17 protein-coding genes are annotated in these 15,822 nt (G+C 62.3%); 3 read left to right on the top strand and 14 right to left on the bottom strand.

Translation table 11 applies throughout. The features are described 5' to 3' along the window. Positions 1-136: 136 nt before the first annotated feature. The 4 genes from pbpG to ACJ8IM_RS20580 all read right to left on the bottom strand — a co-directional run bounded on the left by pbpG (position 137) and on the right by ACJ8IM_RS20580 (position 4,164). Complete coding sequence (gene pbpG, locus ACJ8IM_RS20595) at positions 137-973, bottom strand: D-alanyl-D-alanine endopeptidase (protein ID WP_033653085.1); 837 nt, start codon at positions 971-973, stop codon at positions 137-139. Between the two features lie 93 nt (positions 974-1,066). Then, complete coding sequence (gene nudI, locus ACJ8IM_RS20590) at positions 1,067-1,492, bottom strand: nucleoside triphosphatase NudI (RefSeq protein WP_033653086.1); 426 nt, start codon at positions 1,490-1,492, stop codon at positions 1,067-1,069. A gap of 120 nt (positions 1,493-1,612) precedes the next feature. Beyond that, positions 1,613-2,527, bottom strand: coding sequence for a polyphosphate kinase 2 (gene ppk2, locus ACJ8IM_RS20585; protein ID WP_033653088.1), 915 nt, complete (start codon positions 2,525-2,527; stop codon positions 1,613-1,615). A gap of 26 nt (positions 2,528-2,553) precedes the next feature. After that, positions 2,554-4,164 (bottom strand): inorganic phosphate transporter, encoded by a 1,611-nt coding sequence (locus ACJ8IM_RS20580; RefSeq protein ID WP_033634630.1) that lies wholly within the window; start codon positions 4,162-4,164, stop codon positions 2,554-2,556. Between the two features lie 186 nt (positions 4,165-4,350). Between ACJ8IM_RS20580 and ACJ8IM_RS20575 the strand changes: the two genes are divergently transcribed. After that, on the top strand, positions 4,351-5,379 hold the full coding sequence (locus ACJ8IM_RS20575) for a transporter (RefSeq protein WP_033653089.1): 1,029 nt from the start codon (positions 4,351-4,353) through the stop codon (positions 5,377-5,379). Here the strand turns inward: ACJ8IM_RS20575 and ACJ8IM_RS20570 are convergent, their stop codons facing one another. The 9 genes from ACJ8IM_RS20570 to ACJ8IM_RS20530 all read right to left on the bottom strand — a co-directional run bounded on the left by ACJ8IM_RS20570 (position 5,380) and on the right by ACJ8IM_RS20530 (position 12,812). Continuing rightward, a complete protein-coding gene (locus ACJ8IM_RS20570) occupies positions 5,380-5,913 on the bottom strand; it encodes an SRPBCC family protein (RefSeq protein WP_033634628.1) in 534 nt (177 codons plus the stop codon). It lies immediately after the preceding gene. Positions 5,914-5,916: 3 nt separating this feature from the next. Next, the gene (locus tag ACJ8IM_RS20565) at positions 5,917-6,264 is read right to left on the bottom strand and encodes an ArsR/SmtB family transcription factor (RefSeq protein ID WP_004938187.1); all 348 of its coding nucleotides are present in this window, start codon (positions 6,262-6,264) and stop codon (positions 5,917-5,919) included. A gap of 82 nt (positions 6,265-6,346) precedes the next feature. Next, the gene (locus ACJ8IM_RS20560) at positions 6,347-7,573 is read right to left on the bottom strand and encodes a Zn-dependent hydrolase (protein WP_033653090.1); all 1,227 of its coding nucleotides are present in this window, start codon (positions 7,571-7,573) and stop codon (positions 6,347-6,349) included. Next, the gene (locus ACJ8IM_RS20555; protein WP_033653091.1) at positions 7,570-8,061 is read right to left on the bottom strand and encodes an L-2-amino-thiazoline-4-carboxylic acid hydrolase; all 492 of its coding nucleotides are present in this window, start codon (positions 8,059-8,061) and stop codon (positions 7,570-7,572) included. The genes ACJ8IM_RS20560 and ACJ8IM_RS20555 overlap by 4 nt, the downstream gene beginning before the upstream one ends. Positions 8,062-8,079: 18 nt before the next feature. Beyond that, entirely contained in the window at positions 8,080-9,189 is a 1,110-nt protein-coding gene (locus ACJ8IM_RS20550; RefSeq protein ID WP_371514366.1) for a branched-chain amino acid ABC transporter substrate-binding protein, read from the bottom strand. A gap of 76 nt (positions 9,190-9,265) precedes the next feature. Further along, positions 9,266-9,979: an ABC transporter ATP-binding protein gene (locus ACJ8IM_RS20545; protein ID WP_033653092.1), complete on the bottom strand. Its 714-nt coding sequence runs from the start codon at positions 9,977-9,979 to the stop codon at positions 9,266-9,268. Next, a complete protein-coding gene (locus ACJ8IM_RS20540; RefSeq protein ID WP_033648404.1) occupies positions 9,972-10,742 on the bottom strand; it encodes an ABC transporter ATP-binding protein in 771 nt (256 codons plus the stop codon). Before ACJ8IM_RS20540 ends, ACJ8IM_RS20545 begins: the two co-directional genes overlap by 8 nt. Continuing rightward, a complete protein-coding gene (locus ACJ8IM_RS20535) occupies positions 10,739-11,851 on the bottom strand; it encodes an ABC transporter permease subunit (protein WP_033648403.1) in 1,113 nt (370 codons plus the stop codon). The genes ACJ8IM_RS20540 and ACJ8IM_RS20535 overlap by 4 nt, the downstream gene beginning before the upstream one ends. Positions 11,852-11,861: 10 nt before the next feature. Beyond that, positions 11,862-12,812 (bottom strand): branched-chain amino acid ABC transporter permease, encoded by a 951-nt coding sequence (locus ACJ8IM_RS20530; protein ID WP_033653093.1) that lies wholly within the window; start codon positions 12,810-12,812, stop codon positions 11,862-11,864. 169 nt (positions 12,813-12,981) lie between these two features. Here ACJ8IM_RS20530 and ACJ8IM_RS20525 point away from each other — a divergent pair, with 169 nt between their 5' ends. After that, positions 12,982-13,914 carry a LysR substrate-binding domain-containing protein gene (locus ACJ8IM_RS20525; RefSeq protein WP_033653094.1) on the top strand — a complete coding sequence of 311 codons (933 nt, stop codon included), beginning with the start codon at positions 12,982-12,984 and terminating at the stop codon, positions 13,912-13,914. Between the two features lie 117 nt (positions 13,915-14,031). Here ACJ8IM_RS20525 and ACJ8IM_RS20520 read toward each other — a convergent pair whose 3' ends face one another. After that, on the bottom strand, positions 14,032-14,622 hold the full coding sequence (locus ACJ8IM_RS20520) for a TetR/AcrR family transcriptional regulator (RefSeq protein ID WP_033653095.1): 591 nt from the start codon (positions 14,620-14,622) through the stop codon (positions 14,032-14,034). A 141-nt stretch (positions 14,623-14,763) separates the two neighbouring features. On the opposite strand from ACJ8IM_RS20520, the gene ACJ8IM_RS20515 reads away from it, so the two are divergent. After that, positions 14,764-15,819 (top strand): sugar phosphate isomerase/epimerase family protein, encoded by a 1,056-nt coding sequence (locus ACJ8IM_RS20515; RefSeq protein ID WP_033653096.1) that lies wholly within the window; start codon positions 14,764-14,766, stop codon positions 15,817-15,819. Positions 15,820-15,822 lie beyond the last annotated feature (3 nt).

Genomic DNA, 15,822 nt, shown 5'->3' with positions numbered 1-15,822 from the left:
TCCCGCTCCTTTCCTCATCAGATATGCCTGACAAATACCATGCGGGCGGCGCGCGCCTTAATACTGATTGGCGATAGGATATTCCATTGATCCAAAACGAATTTGGATATGCGCAGATCGGTAAAGCGCCGCGATATTATCCTTCGAGCCAGGCCTTCAGACGAATGGCGTCACGGTAGTGGCCGTAGCGCGACTGCGCGCCGAGCAGGATCATCACCACCGGCTGCCCTTTGATGGTGGTGCGCATCACCAGGCAGTGGCCGGCCTCGTCGGTAAAGCCGGTTTTCTGCAGCTGGATCTTCCAGGCTGGGTTGTTGATCAGGCCGTTGGAACTGCGGTAGACCAACTGGCCTCGGCCAGGACGCACGATCTGCTGCTTGTCGGTGCTGAAGCGGCGAATCGATTGATAGCGATAGGCGTGATTGACCATCTTCAGCAGATCGTTGGCGGTCGCCACATTGCGCGGCGTCAGCCCGGTCGGATCGTAGAAGCGTGCGCGTTTCATACCGATGGTGCGCGCTTTCTGATTCATTTTCGCCACGAAGGCCTTGCGTCCGCCGGGATAGCTGCGGCTCAGCGCCGCAGCGGCGCGGTTCTCCGAAGACATCAGGGCGATGTGCAGCATGTCGCGGCGGCTGAGCACCGAGCCGATGGTCAGGCGCGAGTGGGTTTTCTTCAGCAGATCGCGATCGGCGGCGGTGACTTTCAGCCTGCTGCCCATCGGGCGTTTGCTGTCCAGGGCGACCATGGCGGTCATCAGCTTGGTGAGCGAGGCGATCGGCAGCACGCGGTTCGGCTGCTTCTGATAGAGCGTCTTTCCAGTGCGTTGATTGACGACCAGCACCGATTTGGCGTTCAGCACCAGCGGCGGCGCAGCGGCATGCACGGGCGCCAAAACGAACAGCAGGCTGAACAGGAGGGCGGCGCCGAAGCGCCGGGCGGGCAGACGGAGAAAAGCGTGAGATAAAAGCATAACGGCGGCAATAGTGACCCTAAGTGATTAAAAAATATCAAAAGAGTCTGCCCGGCAAATGTGAAGAAAATAGGGCGATAATCGCTCAAACTGTTACAACAATCCCTTTTGTTGCAGCGTGAAGCGTGTGGCCTCGTTCAAATCGTAGTCCGCGAGACGCTCGCGCGGCACCCAGGCGTAGTCGTCGAACTCGTCGTTGATCGTCACGTCGCGGTTGGCGGCATGGCAGTCGAAAATCAGGTAAATCATGTAGATTTGCTCCCGGCTGCCGTCGGCATAGGTTTTGATGCGCACATCGTCGCGGAAGGTCCAGGGCGTGATGCCGTCGAGGATCAGCGCGGCGCCCAGCTCTTCGCGCACTTCGCGCCGCAGTGCCTGTTCTATCTGTTCACCCGGCTCGACGCCGCCGCCGGACAGCGCCCACTGGCCGGGGAACACGCCCTTGTGCGCCGCCATTTTGCACAGCAGGAAGGCGTTATCGTTTTCAATCAGCGGGCAGACAATGATGCGCTGGCGCATGGAAGACTCCTGTCAAAATGGAAAGCAACCACTTTAACATGGGGTTTAGCCCCTTAGCGTGAGAGAAATCAAAGCGTTGTATTAGCGCAGAGAAGCGGTAGCCGCCTCTCTGCGCTAAGGTCAGTAGATTTCCGGCACCACCATGTTGTCCGGCACCGGGCTACGGTGGTATTCCGGGCTGCGTTTGCGCTGCGGCAGCGTGATGACGTTGCCTTCGGCTTCCTCATAAGGCACCTGCTGCAGCAGGTGGGTGATGCAGTTCAGACGGGCCTTTTTCTTGTCGACGCCCTGAACCACCCACCAGGGCGCTTCGGCAATGTTAGTGCGCGCTAACATGATTTCTTTGGCCTCGGTGTAGTCCTCCCAGCGGCGGCGGCTTTCCAGATCCATTGGGCTGAGCTTCCACTGCTTGAGCGGATCGTGAATGCGGCTGAGGAAACGCAGCTCCTGCTCCTCATCGGTGATTGAAAACCAGTATTTGACGATTTGGATGCCGCTGCGCGTCAGCATTTTTTCGAATTCCGGCACGCTGCGGAAAAACTCCTCATACTCTTCGTCGTTGCAAAAGCCCATCACGCGCTCCACGCCGGCGCGGTTATACCAGCTGCGGTCGAACAGCACCATTTCACCGGCGGCCGGCAGATGCGCGATATAACGCTGAAAATACCACTGGGTGCGTTCGCGATCGTTCGGCGCCGGCAGCGCCGCCACGCGGCAGGTGCGCGGGTTGAGGCGCTGGGTGATGCGCTTGATCACGCCGCCCTTGCCGGCGGCGTCGCGGCCTTCGAAGATGATCACCAGCCGGTGGCCGGTGCGCATCACCCAATCCTGCAGCTTCACCAGCTCGCCCTGCAGGCGCAGCAGTTCGCGGAAGTACTGCTTGCGCCAGGCTTTCTTCGCGTCGCTGTCGACTTCTGCCACGTCGAAGCGCAGGTCGTCCAGCTCCATTTCCAGCTCTTCGTCGTAGCTGTCGTAAAACTCTTGCAGCAGGCGCTGGTTGAAACCGTCATCGCGGTTGACTTCATGCATGGTCATCAGATTTTCTCCGTATCGGCCCGGTGTTAGAAATGGTTGAAGATCCAGTACAGCACCGCCGACAGCAGCACCGAGGCCGGCAGGGTTAGCACCCAGGCCATCAGCAGATTGCGCAGGGTGGCCATCTGCAGCCCGGAGCGGTTGGCGGCCATGGTGCCGGCGATGCCGGACGACAGGACGTGCGTGGTCGAAACCGGCAAGCCGAAGGCGTCGGCCGCGCCGATGGTGGTCATCGCCACCAGTTCGGCGCTGGCGCCCTGGGCGTAGGTCAGGTGCGATTTACCGATCTTTTCGCCCACCGTCACCACGATGCGGCGCCAGCCGACCATGGTGCCGAGCCCCAGCGCAATCGCCACCACCACCTTCACCCAGAAGGGAATGAAGCGGGTGGCGTTGTCGAGTTCGCCCTTCAGCGCGTCGAGGTTGCGCTGCGCGTCGGGATTGATCTGCAGCTGATGCTCTGCCTTCAGGTGCTTGATGGTCTCGGACGCCAGATACATGTCGTTGCGGGTGTTCGACACCGCCTGCGCCGGGATCTTGTCGACCGAGCCGTACTGACGAATTTGATCGCCGATCGCGCCGGCCAGCTGCGCCAACGCCGGCACCACCTCCGGCGTTAGCTCGCTGGTGCGCACATAGCCGGTCAGCACCTCGCGCGGCGGCGTTTGGCCGCCGGCCGGGAACTGGCGCAGCAGCTGGTTTTGGGTCACCTCCGCCAGCGCCGCCACCCGGGGAATCTGCTCCGGCGGCATCGAACGGTTCAGGGCGTAGGCGATCGGCATGGTGCCCACCAGGATCAGCATGATAAGGCCCATGCCTTTCTGGCCGTCGTTGGAGCCGTGGGCGAAGGAAACGCCGGTGCAGGTGAGGATCAGCAGCCCGCGGATCCACAGCGGCGGCGGGGTATTGCCCTTAGGGGCGCTGTACAGCTGGCGGTTCTTGACGAACAGCTTCAGCGCCAGCAGCAGCAGGCCGGCGAACACGAAGCCGATCACCGGCGACAGCAGCAGCGCGTAGCCCACCTTGATCGCCTGGCCCCAGTCCACGCCGCTGGTGCCGGTACGGCCGTGGATCAGGGCGTTGGCTACGCCGACGCCGATAATCGAGCCGATCAGCGTATGCGACGACGAGGCGGGCAGCCCGAGCCACCAGGTGCCGAGGTTCCAGATGATGGCGGAGAACAGCAGGGCGTACACCATGGCGAAACCGTTGCCGGTGCCGGCCTGCAGGATCAGCTCGACCGGCAGCAGCGAAATGATGCCGAAGGCCACCACGCCGCTGGAGAGCAACACGCCGAGAAAGTTGAAGAAACCGGACCACACCACGGCGACCATCGGCGAGAGCGAATGAGTGTAAATCACCGTTGCGACCGCATTGGCGGTATCGTGGAAGCCGTTGACGAATTCAAAGCCCAGCGCGATCAATAGCGCCAGCCCCAATAATAAAAACGGAACGTAACTGGTATAGACGGCGCCGGCGTCGCTGACGTCGTTAAATAAGTTCACCCCGGCGAACGCGATCCCCAGAATTAATAAGAACACAAAAAAAAGAACAGTGAGTCGACTGTTCTTTTGATGCAGTTTGGGCAGGCTGGAGGCGGCCGGCATGTCCGGTTGAACGGCGCTGTTATCGCTCATAATGACCTTCCTGAGAGGATTGGATGCGGTAGCTGTCGCCTGAAAAGTATTCTGAATGAATGTGGCTTTTTTATGACGAAAATATTAATCATCGGGAACGGCGAAAATCATTAACGCCGATAAATAAAGATTGTTATAACAGCGGGGACGGTCTTGGGTTAACGGCAACAGGCAGGATAGGGCGTTATGGTGCAACGGTTAGCGGAAAAGATGCACAAGCTGGATTTTGATGATGAAGTGACCGGGCTGATCTACGGCCATGTGTTTCGTTCCGGTGAGCCGCCGAGGCGCCTGAACTCGCAGCAGGTCTGCCAGGCCTACCAGACGTTGCCGCCCGGCGACGGTTTTATCTGGCTGCACCTCAATCTCAACCACGCGGCGGCGGAGAAATGGTTGAAAAATCATTTTGCCATTTCCGATTTTTTCTTCCACGAGATTCGCCACGGTTCGCACACCACGCGCATTGAGCGCCAGGGCGACGATCTGTTCGCGGTGCTCAACGATGTGATCTTCCACCCCGAGGACAGCAACCCGGAAACGGCGACGCTGTGGCTCTATTGCTGCCGCGGGCTGGTGGTGACCGTGCGCCATAAACCGGTGCGGCTGATTGAACGGCTGCTCGGCCGCCTGACGGCGCTGCAGCTGGCCTCGTCTACCGAACTGCTGGCGCACCTGCTGGAAGAGCAGGAGGACGTGCTGGAGCAGGTGGTGCGGCAGGCCAACCAGTATGTCGATACCATCGAGGATCGCCTGCTGACCCGCCGCGTCAAACGCAATCGCACCGAGCTGGGGCGCATGCGCCGCATGCTGCTGCGCTTTCAGCGCCTGTTGGCGCCCGAACCGGCCGCGCTGTTTCGCCTGTTGAACCGGCCGCCGACCTGGCTGAGCCGTGAGGTGGTGCAGGATCTGCGGCAGTTTACCGAAGAGTTCACCGTGGTGTTGAACGATCTCGCCAGCCTGACCGAACGCATCCGGCTGCTGCAGGAGGAGCTGGGCGCCAAGCTGATGGAGCAGAACAACCGCACGCTCTACACGCTGACGGTAATCACCGTGCTGGCGCTGCCGATCAATATCGTCGCCGGTTTCTTCGGCATGAACGTGGGGGGGATCCCGCTGGCCAGCAATCACCACGGTTTTATCCTGCTGGTGTTGCTGGTCGGCAGTTTTACGCTGATCGCCGGTTATCTGGCGTTCAGGCGCAGGGACGAGTCGTAGTTACAGGCGGGCGCGGTACTCTTCTTCCAGCCGGGCATGGGTGCTCCAGAACGGCTGCGGCGCCCGATCGTGCAGGCGATCCTGCAGGATATCCAGATGGGTGTGCCAGCCGCCGGCGACGCTGAGCATCTCGTCGCGGTTGGCCAAGCGCCGGTGGGTGACCGTCAGCAGCACGGCGCTTCCCTGTTCCGTCAGTTCGAAGGTCACCTCGGAAGGGCGGCCCTGATCCTGTTCGGCCCAGGTAAAGCTCAGCAGGCGCGGCGGGAACAGGCAGGTGATGTGGCCGCGGTTGCTGACGCAGCCGCCGTGCTGTTTGTACTTGGCCGGCGGGGGTTCGTGCTCGCCCGCCAGATCGGAGTTGCGAAATTCCAGCTCCAGCGGCGCGCCGTTCTCCAACGTCATGGCGCCGGCCGCCAGCCAGGTGGCGCGCTTGTCGGATTCGGTCAGGTAAGCCCACACCCGCTCGATGGGGCCGGGCAGCAGCCGCTGGATGCGCAGCGTACCGGGTTCGATAATCATGCCGTAATCATTCATGGTTCACTCCTTGGGAGGAAGCTGTTCGGGCTGCAGCAGCGCCTGTTCGAGCGCATCCAGCCGTTCAGTCCAGAAATGTTCATAGGTTTGCAGCCAGTGCATGGCCTGCGCCATAGGCTCGGGTTCGAGCCGGCAGATATGGTTTCTTCCTTGCACGGTGCGTTGCACCAGGCCCGCATGTTCCAGTGCTTTCACGTGCTTGGAGGCGCCGGCGAACGACATCTGCAGCGGCGCGGCCAGTTCGCCGATGCTGCGCTCACCGCCGGCCAGCGCACGCAACATCGAGCGGCGGGTCGGGTCGGCCAGCGCATGAAAAATGGCGTCCAGCTGTGAGGAAGATAATTCAACCATATGGTTGAATATAGAACAGGTGGGCTAATATTCAACCGTTTTGTTGAATATTTTTTGCCCCGGCGAAAAACCGGGGCGGGGATCAGGCGCCGGCGTGCGCCAGCAGGGCGTTCAGCAACACGTCGGCGCCGGCGGTTGCCCAGGCGGGGGTGATGTCTTCCCGCTCGTTGTGGCTGATGCCGCCCACGCAGGGAATGAAAATCATGGCGGTTGGGGCGACGCGGTTAAGGTAACAGGCATCGTGGCCGGCGCCGGAAATCATGTCGCGATGGCGGTAACCCAACGCTTGCGCGGCATGACGTACGCTGTCGATGCAGCCCCGATCAAAAGCGATCGGGGGATACTGGAAAATGCGCTCGGCGCGAGCGGTCAGGCCGCCGCCGTTGACGTGGTTTACCGCCGCCAGCAGGCGCTGCTCCATCTGTTCCAGAATTGACTCCTGCGGATGGCGGAATTCGACGCTGAAAAAGACCCGGCCCGGCACCACGTTGCGTGAATTGGGGGTAATTTGCGCCATGCCCACCGTGGCGCGCGCGTCGGGCGCGAAATCCCAGCCGATGCGGTTGACCGCCGTCACCAGCTCGGTGAAGCCCAGCAGGGCGTCGCGGCGGCGATCCATCGGCGTGGTGCCGGCGTGGGCGCTGAAGCCGACGACCTCCAGCTCGTACCAGCGCTGCCCCTGTGCGGCGGTTACCACGCCGATGTCGAGGTGCTCCGCTTCCAGAATCGGCCCCTGTTCGATGTGCAGCTCGAAGGCGGCATGGATCGGCGTGCCGCCCACTGGGTGTTCGCCGGCGTAGCCGATGCGTTCCAGCGCGTCGCCGAGGCTGACGCCGTGCTCGTCGCGGCGCGTCAGACCGTATTCCATCTCGAAGACCCCGGCGAACACGCCGGAGGCGATCATCGCCGGCGCGAAGCGAGCGCCTTCTTCGTTGGTCCAGTTGATCACTTCAATCGCGCGTTCGGTGACGATCTGCCGATCGTTAAGGCTGCGAATCACCTCCAATCCGGCCAGCACGCCGTAGATACCGTCGAAACGGCCACCGCGGGGCTGCGAGTCGCCGTGAGAACCGGTGACCACCGGCGCCAGCTCGGGCCGCGCGCCTTCACGGCGCAGGAACATGTTGCCCATTCGATCGACGCGCACGCTGCAACCGGCCTCCAGTGCCCACAGGCGCAGCTGGTCGCGCGCCTGGCGATCCTCTTCGCTGAGCGCCAGGCGGGTGACGCCGTTGTCGGCGATGGCGCCGAACTGCGCCATCGCGTGCAGGCTTTGCCACAGGCGCTCGCCGTTGACCCGATACGTCATTGCTCTTCTCCCGACGTTTTGGCGGTGTAGCGGAAATCGCAGCAGGGGGCGCCGGACATGATGGTTTGGCTGCGCTGCAGCTCGACCTCCGGCGCATAGCCGACGATAAACTGGCTGTCGCGCGCGCAGGAGAGCAGGTGGCCGATTTCCCCCAGCCCCATCTCGTGGTACATCTCGGCGTAGCGGCAGCGGGTGACGTTATAGTCGAAGTGCTGTTCGTCCTGGTTGATCACCTCAACGCGCAGCGCGTCGTCTTTTTCCCACAGGTACTGCAAGGCGGCGAAGCTGCGCAGATCCGCGCCGTTCGGTTCCTGTGCGGCGAACCGTTTGCCCGCCTCGATGGCGGCATTCTCGATGGCTTCGCCGATCACCGCCTGAGCGCGCGCCTTGCCGATTTCACGCACCAGGATCTGGTAGATCGGTTTGATGATCTCCGCTTCGATCTTTCTGCGGGCCAAAATGCCCAACTCGTTGTTTGCACAGCTCATCGCCTTGCTCCTCTTGATTTATTGTGGTTTGGCGCCGCCCAACACGGTTTGCGGCTGCCATTTGCCGTCCACTACCCGGTACAGGGTGAAGCTCGGCTGTTGCAGGTTGCCCTGCGCATCGAAGGCGATGGCGCCGGTCACGCCCTGATAATGGATGGCGCGCAGTTTCGGCAGGTAATCGGCCGGATTGGCCGAGCCGGCCTGTTCGATGGCGGCGATCAGCACCCGGGTGGCGTCGTAGGCGAAGGGCGCATGCAGTTCGATGTGGGTGTGGTAACGGTCGCGGTAGGCTTGTTCAAACGCCTTGCCGCCCGGCATCTGTTCCAGCGGCAGCCCCGGCTCCAGCGCGACGACGCCTTCGCCTTCACGCTGCGCCAGCGTCAGGAAGGTCTGGCTGACAAAGCCACCTGCGCCCATCAGCTGCGCGTTCATGCCCAGCTGTTTCAGTTTGCGCGCCAGCGGTGCCGCCTGGGAGTCCACGCCGCCGAAGAAGATCAGATCGGCGTTTTTGCTGCGCACGGTGGTCAGCACGGCGCTGAAATCGACGGTCTTGTCGTCGACGTATTCGCGGGTGACCGGCTGCACGCCCTGGGCCTGCAGCGATTTGATGAACTCGTCCGCCAGGCCCTGGCCGAAGGCGGTGCGATCGTCGATCACCGCGATGCGCTGGGCTTTCAGCGTTTTCACCGCATACTGCCCGGCATAGTTGCCGCCGTCGTCGTCGTGACCCATCACGCGGAAGCTGGTGTCAAAGCCTTGTTGCGTGTAGCCGTGGCCGGTGGCGACCGGCGCCACCTGGGCGATGCCGGCATCGTGATAGATGCGCGCCGCCGGGATGCTGGTGCCGGTGTTCCAGTGGCCGACCACGCCGGCGACGCCTTCGTCGACCAAACGCTGCGCGACGGCTACGGCGGTGCGCGGATCGGACTGATCGTCCTCGGACAGCAATTTGAAGGTGACCGGTTTGCCGTTCAGCGTCGGCTTTTGCGCGTTGGCGTCGGCGATCGCCAGCCGCGCGCCGTTTTCGAGATCTTTGCCGATGCGCGCGGAAGGGCCGGTCAGCGGCCCGGCCAGGCCGATCAGCACGGTGTCGTCCGCCAGCGCCGGGAGGCTCAGGATCATCGTCATGGCGGCCAGCGCCAACGGCTTGATGCGAAAGTTCTGCTGCATGTCATACTCCTGGTGCGGTTAAAGGTAACAACGGTTATTCACCCAAATAGATCTGTTTGATTTTTTCATCGTCCAGCATGTCGGCGGAGCGGCCTCTGTGGCTCAGGCTGCCGCTGTCCAGCACATAGGCGCGATCGGTGGATTCCAGCGCCAGGCGGGCGTTTTGCTCGACCAACAATAGCGTGACGCCGTCATGCGCCAGCTGTTTGATGACCGAAAAAATGGCTTCCACCACAATCGGCGCCAGCCCCATCGACGGCTCGTCCAATATCAACAGGCGCGGGCGGCTGAGCAGCGCGCGGCCCATCGCCACCATCTGCTGTTCGCCGCCCGAAAGCAGCCCGGCCGGTTGGTTCAGGCGCTCGTTCAGGCGCGGGAAGGTGGCGCATACCCGTTCGAAATCGTGCCGTACCGCCGGTTTGTCACGCCGCGCATAGGCGCCCAGCTGCAGGTTTTCTCGCACCGTCAGGCGGGTGAAAATGCCGCGACCTTCCGGCACCATCACCAGCCCCTGTTGCAGCAAGCGGTGCGGCGCCATGCCGCGAATCGAACGGCCGTCGAACAGGATGTCGCCCTCGAACGGCTGCAGCCCGGTCAGCGCCCGCAGGCTGGAGGTCTTGCCCGCGCCGTTGGCGCCGATCAGCGTGACCTGTTCGCCGGCGTTGACCGTAAAATCGATGCCTTTGACCGCATGAATGCCGCCGTAGGACACTTTGAGTCGTTTAACGCTCAGCAGGGCTTCAGACATGCGCGCCACCTCCCAGATAGGCCTGTATGACCGCCGGTTCACGCCGAACCTGCGCCGGTTCGCCTTCGGCAATCGCTTTGCCGTAATCCAGCACCGTCAGGCGATCGCACAGGCCCATCACCAGCTTGACGTCGTGTTCGATCAACAGCAGCGTTTTGCCGCTGTCGCGAATGCGCAGCAGCAGCTCGCGCAGCGCCACTTTTTCTCCGGCGTTCATGCCGGCCGCCGGTTCGTCCAGCGCCAGCAGCCGGGGCTCGGTCGCCAGCGCGCGGGCGATCTCCAGACGGCGCTGATGGCCATAGGCGAGATCGCCGGCGCGGTAATGGGCGAATTGGCCGATGCCGACGTACTCCAGCAGCGCATGGGACTTATCGCGCACCGCCTGTTCCTCCTCCCTGGCGCGGCGGTGGCGGGCGATCGCCGCCCACAGGCCGTTGCGGGTGCGCACGTGGCAGCCGACCATCACGTTTTCCAGCACGCTCATTTCGTTGAACAGCCGCAGGTTCTGGAAGGTGCGGGCGATGCCGGCCTGCGCCACTTTATCGATCGCCTGGGGCCTATAGCGCTGGCCCGACAGGCGGAATTCACCCGCGTCGGCGCGATACAGACCGGTGATCAGATTGAAGCAGGTGGTCTTACCGGCGCCGTTCGGCCCGATCAGGCCATAGATTTCCCCCTGGCGGATGCTCATGCTGACGTCATCCACCGCCGTCAGGCCGCCGAAGCGTTTGCTGACGTGATTTAAAGCGAGCAAAGGTGTCATGCGGCGTTCCCCCTTATATGGCGTGCCGGCCACAGGCCCGCCGGGCGATACAGCATCACCAGGATCAGCGCCAGGCCGTAAAACAGTTGGCGAATGATTTCCGGGTCGATCAGCACCTGGCCGAACAGCGCCTGCTGCAGTGGCCCCATGCTGCTGCGCAGCAATTCCGGCAGGGCGGCCAGCAGCAGCGCGCCCAGGATCACCCCGGGGATGTGCCCCATGCCGCCGAGCACCACCATCGCCAGGACGGCGATCGACTCCTGCAGGGTGAACGATTCCGGCGACACGAAGCCCTGAAACGCGGCGAACAGCGCGCCGGCCACGCCGCCGAAGGTGGCGCCGATGGCAAAGGCCAATAGCTTGAAGTTGCGGGTGTTGATGCCCATCGCCCGCGCGGCGTCCTCGTCTTCGCGGATCGCCGTCCATGCGCGGCCAATGCGCGAATTTTGCAACCGCAGGCTGATAAACAGGATCGCCAGCAGCAGGGCGGCGAACAGGTAGTAATAGAGGTACAGACCGGAGAAACGCACGCCGAACCACTCATGCATGCCGGAAAACTTCAGGCCGAACAGGCTGACCGGGTCGATGCCGGAAATGCCTTTGGGGCCGTTGGTGAGGTTGACCGGGCGATCGAGATTGCGCATCAAAATACGTACGATCTCGCCGAAACCGAGCGTGACGATCGCCAGATAGTCGCCGCGCAGCCGCAGCGTCGGCGCGCCAAGCAGAATGCCGCACACGGCCGCCAGCAGCGCCGCCAGCGGGATCAGCCACAGCATCGACAGATGAAGCCCGTCGGGGAACCACTGCAGCAGCAGCGGGAACTGCTGCGTCAGATGCGGTGACGACAGCAGCGCGGCCAGATAGGCGCCAACGGCGTAAAAAGCGATAAAGCCCATGTCCAGCAAGCCGGTCATGCCCACCACGATGTTCAGCCCGAGCGCCAGCATCAGGTACAGCAGCGCGAAGTCGACGACGCGCACCCAGTAGTTGCCGCCGGCGGCGCCCGCGACCCAGGGCGCCAGCAGCAGGGCGAGAATGAACAGCGTCAGCCCCAGCCTGGCGCGCCGAGGCGTGGCCAGGGGAAGCGTGGAAGTTAAAACGGTCATCGTGATGTCCTTATGCGCGCGTGGCGATGCGTTCGCCCAACAGCCCGGAGGGGCGGAAGACCAGTACGGCGATCAGCACCAGAAACGCGAAGACGTCCTGGTAGTTGCTGCCGAATACGCCGCCGGTCAGCTCGCCGAGATAGCCGGTGCCCAGCGATTCGAACAGCCCCAGCAGCAAACCGCCGAGCATCGCGCCGCGCAGGTTGCCGATGCCGCCGAGCACGGCGGCGGTAAAGGCTTTGATGCCGGGCAGAAAGCCCATCGAGAAACCGGCGTTGCCGTAGTTGCTGGCCATCATGATGCCGGCTACCGCCGCCAGCGCGCCGCCGAGCGCAAAGGTCAGAACGATGATGCGGTCAGGACTGATGCCCATCAGGCCGGCGACCTGCGGGTTTTCCGCCGTGGCGCGCATGGCGCGGCCGAAACGGCTGTGTTCGACCAGCAGCCAGAGGCCGGCCATGACCGCCACGGCCACCGCCAGCGTGACGATCGCGGTGCCGGTGATCACCGCCGGCGCATGCTCGGCGCTGCCTGCGGTCAGGGCGATGGGCGCCATCGGCAACAGCTGCGGAAACATCAGGGGATTGCGTGACCAGATCAGCATCGCCAGGGTTTGCAGCAGCAGCGAGACGCCGATGCCGCTGATCAGCGGGGCCAGGCGCGGCGCATTGCGCAACCGGCGATAGGCCAGACGTTCGATCGCCATCGAGGTGATGGCGCAGACGGCCATGGCGAACAGGGCCGCCAGCAGCAGCGTGGCGTAGGGCGGTAACGCGGGAAAATGATGCTGCAACACGCCGATCGCCGACAGCGCGCTGAGCGCCCCGACCATCAGCACGTCGCCATGCGCGAAGTTGATGATGCGCAGGATGCCGTACACCATGGTGTAGCCGAGCGCGATCAGCGCATAGATGCTGCCGAGCATCAAACCGTTGACGGTCTGCTGTACCAGCGTATCCATAAGGAGAGTCCGGAGATAATGAGTCAGGAGGCTCACAGTAGAGAATTTAAAAAAATTGTAAAATACGGAAAAATACTTTCTTATACAAAAAACGAGTGATTTTAATTTGTTGATTTTTATGTATATTAAATAAATTCTCTCTCCGTGACTTCCATAAAACAATAGATATATGAAAAAAACAGAACAGTATGATGAGCCGTTGCCGATGCTGCCGAACGATCCGCCGCTGCGCGCCGTGCGGGCGTTCGAAGCCATCGCGCGCCTGGGCAGCATCAGCGCGGCGGCGAAGGAGCTGATGATTTCGCCTTCGGCGGTCAGCCATCAGCTGAAAACGCTGGAGGCGTTTTTGCAGATGCCGCTGACAGAACGGCAGGGGCGTCATCTGGTGCTGCGCAGCGAGGGGCGGGAGTATTACCGTTCGATCCGCTCGGCGTTTAACGTGCTGCGCCAGGCGACCGAACACGTGCGCGAGCAGTCCGCATCGCGGCAGGTCACCATCAGCCTGATCCCGCTGTTCGGCATGGGCTGGTTCATTCCGCGGCTGCGCGGCTTTCTGCGCGAGAATCCGGATATCGACATCAATGTGGTTTACGCCAACCACCGCAATTACCTGAGCGACGCCGCCGATCTGTCGATCCGCTTCGGCGTTGGGCAGTGGACCGGCTATCGCAGCGAAAAGCTGATGTCCGGCCAAATGGTGCCGGTGTGCAGCCGGGCGTTCAGTAAACTGCACGGTTTGCTCGATACGCCGGATCAGCTGGCGACGCTGCCGCTGCTGCACGACGAGGAGCGCAATACCTGGATGCAATGGTTTCAGCAGGTCGGCGTTAAACGCCCGCTGCGCAGCATCGGCCCGATGTTCGAAGACGGATTGTTGACGCTGGCGGCGGTGCAGGCGGGATTGGGATGCGCGCTGATGCGTGAGCCGTTAATCGCCCACTACCTTGAGAGCGGTGAGTTAATCAAAATGTTCGATCTGCCGATCGACGATGGCCGCGATTATTACCTGTGCGCTCGCCTGGATAGCGAACTGTCGCAGGAGGGCGAAAATCTGCGGCAGTGGCTGCGCCGTGAGGCGGCGGCTCAGAACGCCGGGGCATAATCTGCAACCCGTCGATGTGGCCAACATCAAAGCGCTGCGCATGGGCGCGCGCCGCATTGAGGATGAAGAGCATGATTACGGCGAAGGCGCGCTGGCGATTTTCGATTTGCCGGAAGATTAAGCGTTGCCCAGGGCCGTCAGCGCCACCTTTACCGCCGCCAACAGTCGTGTTTCAGTGACGCCGTCACGCGCCTGAATCGACAGGCCGTGCAGGAAGACCGCGAAAAAGTCCCCCAGGCTGTCGGCGTCGGTGCCGGTCGGCAGTTCGCCGGCTTGCACCGCCTGCCGCAGCCGTTCGACGATCTGCTGGGTGCGCTGCAACCGATGCTCAGCCAGCCAGGTTTTGAGCCCGTCGTTCTCCGCACTGACGCTGGCTGCGGAGGAGACCACCATGCAGCCCTGCGGCAGATCCGGCCTGCTGTAGAGCCGCACGGCGTCTTCCAGCAGGCGTTTGATCGCCGGGCGAATGCCGCTTTCCTGCGCGAAGGCGCGGTCGGCGAAGCCGCCTTCCTCGGTTTCATAACTGGCTATCGCCTCGCGGAACAGCTGCTCTTTGGAACCGAACGCCTTGTAGATGCGCGCGGAAGCAATGCCCAATTCCGCCACCAGATCCGACATCGAAGTGCCTTCGTAACCCTGTCGCCAGAATAAGTTTCGCGCCTTCAAAAGCGCCTGTTCGCGGTCGAACTCGCGCGGTCTGCCTGCCATTCGCTGCTCCAATTTGCCTGTCATTCAGCGACATAGGATCGCTTAAATCGGCGGGGAATACCAATGTCTTTATAAATTTCGCTTGCGGTCATCGCGCTTTGTTCCTATTGTTTGTCAATCGACAACAAATAGGAGTTTACGATGAAAACCCTCAAAGGTCCAAGCCTGCATCTCGCGCAGTTCAGCGATGAGACAGCGCCGTTCAACAGCCTGCCCGCCATTGCCGAGTGGGCGGCGCAGACCGGCTTTAGCGCGCTGCAGATCCCGGCCTGGGATCGGCGTTTATTCGACGTGGCCACCGCTGCGGAAAGCCAAACCTACTGCGATGATTTGACCGGCATGTTGGCGGAACAGGGGTTGGTGGTCAGCGAATTGACCAGCCATATCTTCGGCCAGCTGATGGCGGTACACCCGGCTTACGATGCGCTGTTTGACAGCTTCGCGCCGCCGGCGCTGCAGGGCAATCCGCAGGCGCGCGGCGAGTGGGCGCGGCAGCAAATGCTGCTGGCGGTGAAGGCGTCGGCGCGGCTCGGGCTCAGCGAGCTGGGCACCTTTTCCGGTTCGCTGGCCTGGCCCTATCTGTTCCCGTTCCCACAGCGCCCGGAAGGGCTGATCGACACCGCGTTCGACGAGCTCGCCAGGCGCTGGCTGCCGGTGCTTAACGCCTGCGACGAGCAGGGGATCAACCTGTGTTACGAAATTCACCCGAGCGAGGATCTGCACGACGGTGTGACATTCGAAATGTTTCATGAGCGCGTTGGCCATCATCCGCGCTGCCGGGTGCTGTTCGATCCGAGCCATATGGTGCTGCAGCAACTCAACTATCTGGAGTTTATCGATATCTATAAAGAGGTTATCGGCATGTTCCACGTCAAGGACGCCGAGTTCAATCCGACCGGTCGCCAGGGTATTTACGGCGGCTATCAATCTTGGATCGATCGCGCCGGCCGCTTCCGCTCGTTGGGCGACGGCCAGGTCGATTTCAACGGCATCTTTTCGCGTCTGACGCAGTACGGTTATTCGGGCTGGGCGGCGCTGGAGTGGGAATGTTGCCTGAAAAATCCGCAGGACGGCGCGCGCGAAGGCGCAGCCTTCATCCGCGATCGCATTATCCGCGTCACCGATAAAGTGTTCGACGACTTCGCCGGCGCGCCGGTCAACCCACAGCAGATCAACGCGTTGCTCGGTATTCGCTGAGCC

The organism is Serratia sp. CY33525 (assembly GCF_052169115.1).
GTDB lineage: Bacteria > Pseudomonadota > Gammaproteobacteria > Enterobacterales > Enterobacteriaceae > Serratia > Serratia sarumanii.
Note: the sequence above shows the minus strand (reverse complement) of the source record. Positions and strands in the feature narration are given on the sequence as shown.

Coding starts and splice junctions, on each gene's coding strand:
- pbpG (WP_033653085.1), bottom strand. CDS start 973: ATGCTTTTATCTCACGCTTTTCTCCGTCTGCCCGCCCGGCGCTTCGGC.
- nudI (WP_033653086.1), bottom strand. CDS start 1,492: ATGCGCCAGCGCATCATTGTCTGCCCGCTGATTGAAAACGATAACGCC.
- ppk2 (WP_033653088.1), bottom strand. CDS start 2,527: ATGACCATGCATGAAGTCAACCGCGATGACGGTTTCAACCAGCGCCTG.
- ACJ8IM_RS20580 (WP_033634630.1), bottom strand. CDS start 4,164: ATGAGCGATAACAGCGCCGTTCAACCGGACATGCCGGCCGCCTCCAGC.
- ACJ8IM_RS20575 (WP_033653089.1), top strand. CDS start 4,351: ATGGTGCAACGGTTAGCGGAAAAGATGCACAAGCTGGATTTTGATGAT.
- ACJ8IM_RS20570 (WP_033634628.1), bottom strand. CDS start 5,913: ATGAATGATTACGGCATGATTATCGAACCCGGTACGCTGCGCATCCAG.
- ACJ8IM_RS20565 (WP_004938187.1), bottom strand. CDS start 6,264: ATGGTTGAATTATCTTCCTCACAGCTGGACGCCATTTTTCATGCGCTG.
- ACJ8IM_RS20560 (WP_033653090.1), bottom strand. CDS start 7,573: ATGACGTATCGGGTCAACGGCGAGCGCCTGTGGCAAAGCCTGCACGCG.
- ACJ8IM_RS20555 (WP_033653091.1), bottom strand. CDS start 8,061: ATGAGCTGTGCAAACAACGAGTTGGGCATTTTGGCCCGCAGAAAGATC.
- ACJ8IM_RS20550 (WP_371514366.1), bottom strand. CDS start 9,189: ATGACGATGATCCTGAGCCTCCCGGCGCTGGCGGACGACACCGTGCTG.
- ACJ8IM_RS20545 (WP_033653092.1), bottom strand. CDS start 9,979: ATGTCTGAAGCCCTGCTGAGCGTTAAACGACTCAAAGTGTCCTACGGC.
- ACJ8IM_RS20540 (WP_033648404.1), bottom strand. CDS start 10,742: ATGACACCTTTGCTCGCTTTAAATCACGTCAGCAAACGCTTCGGCGGC.
- ACJ8IM_RS20535 (WP_033648403.1), bottom strand. CDS start 11,851: ATGACCGTTTTAACTTCCACGCTTCCCCTGGCCACGCCTCGGCGCGCC.
- ACJ8IM_RS20530 (WP_033653093.1), bottom strand. CDS start 12,812: ATGGATACGCTGGTACAGCAGACCGTCAACGGTTTGATGCTCGGCAGC.
- ACJ8IM_RS20525 (WP_033653094.1), top strand. CDS start 12,982: ATGAAAAAAACAGAACAGTATGATGAGCCGTTGCCGATGCTGCCGAAC.
- ACJ8IM_RS20520 (WP_033653095.1), bottom strand. CDS start 14,622: ATGGCAGGCAGACCGCGCGAGTTCGACCGCGAACAGGCGCTTTTGAAG.
- ACJ8IM_RS20515 (WP_033653096.1), top strand. CDS start 14,764: ATGAAAACCCTCAAAGGTCCAAGCCTGCATCTCGCGCAGTTCAGCGAT.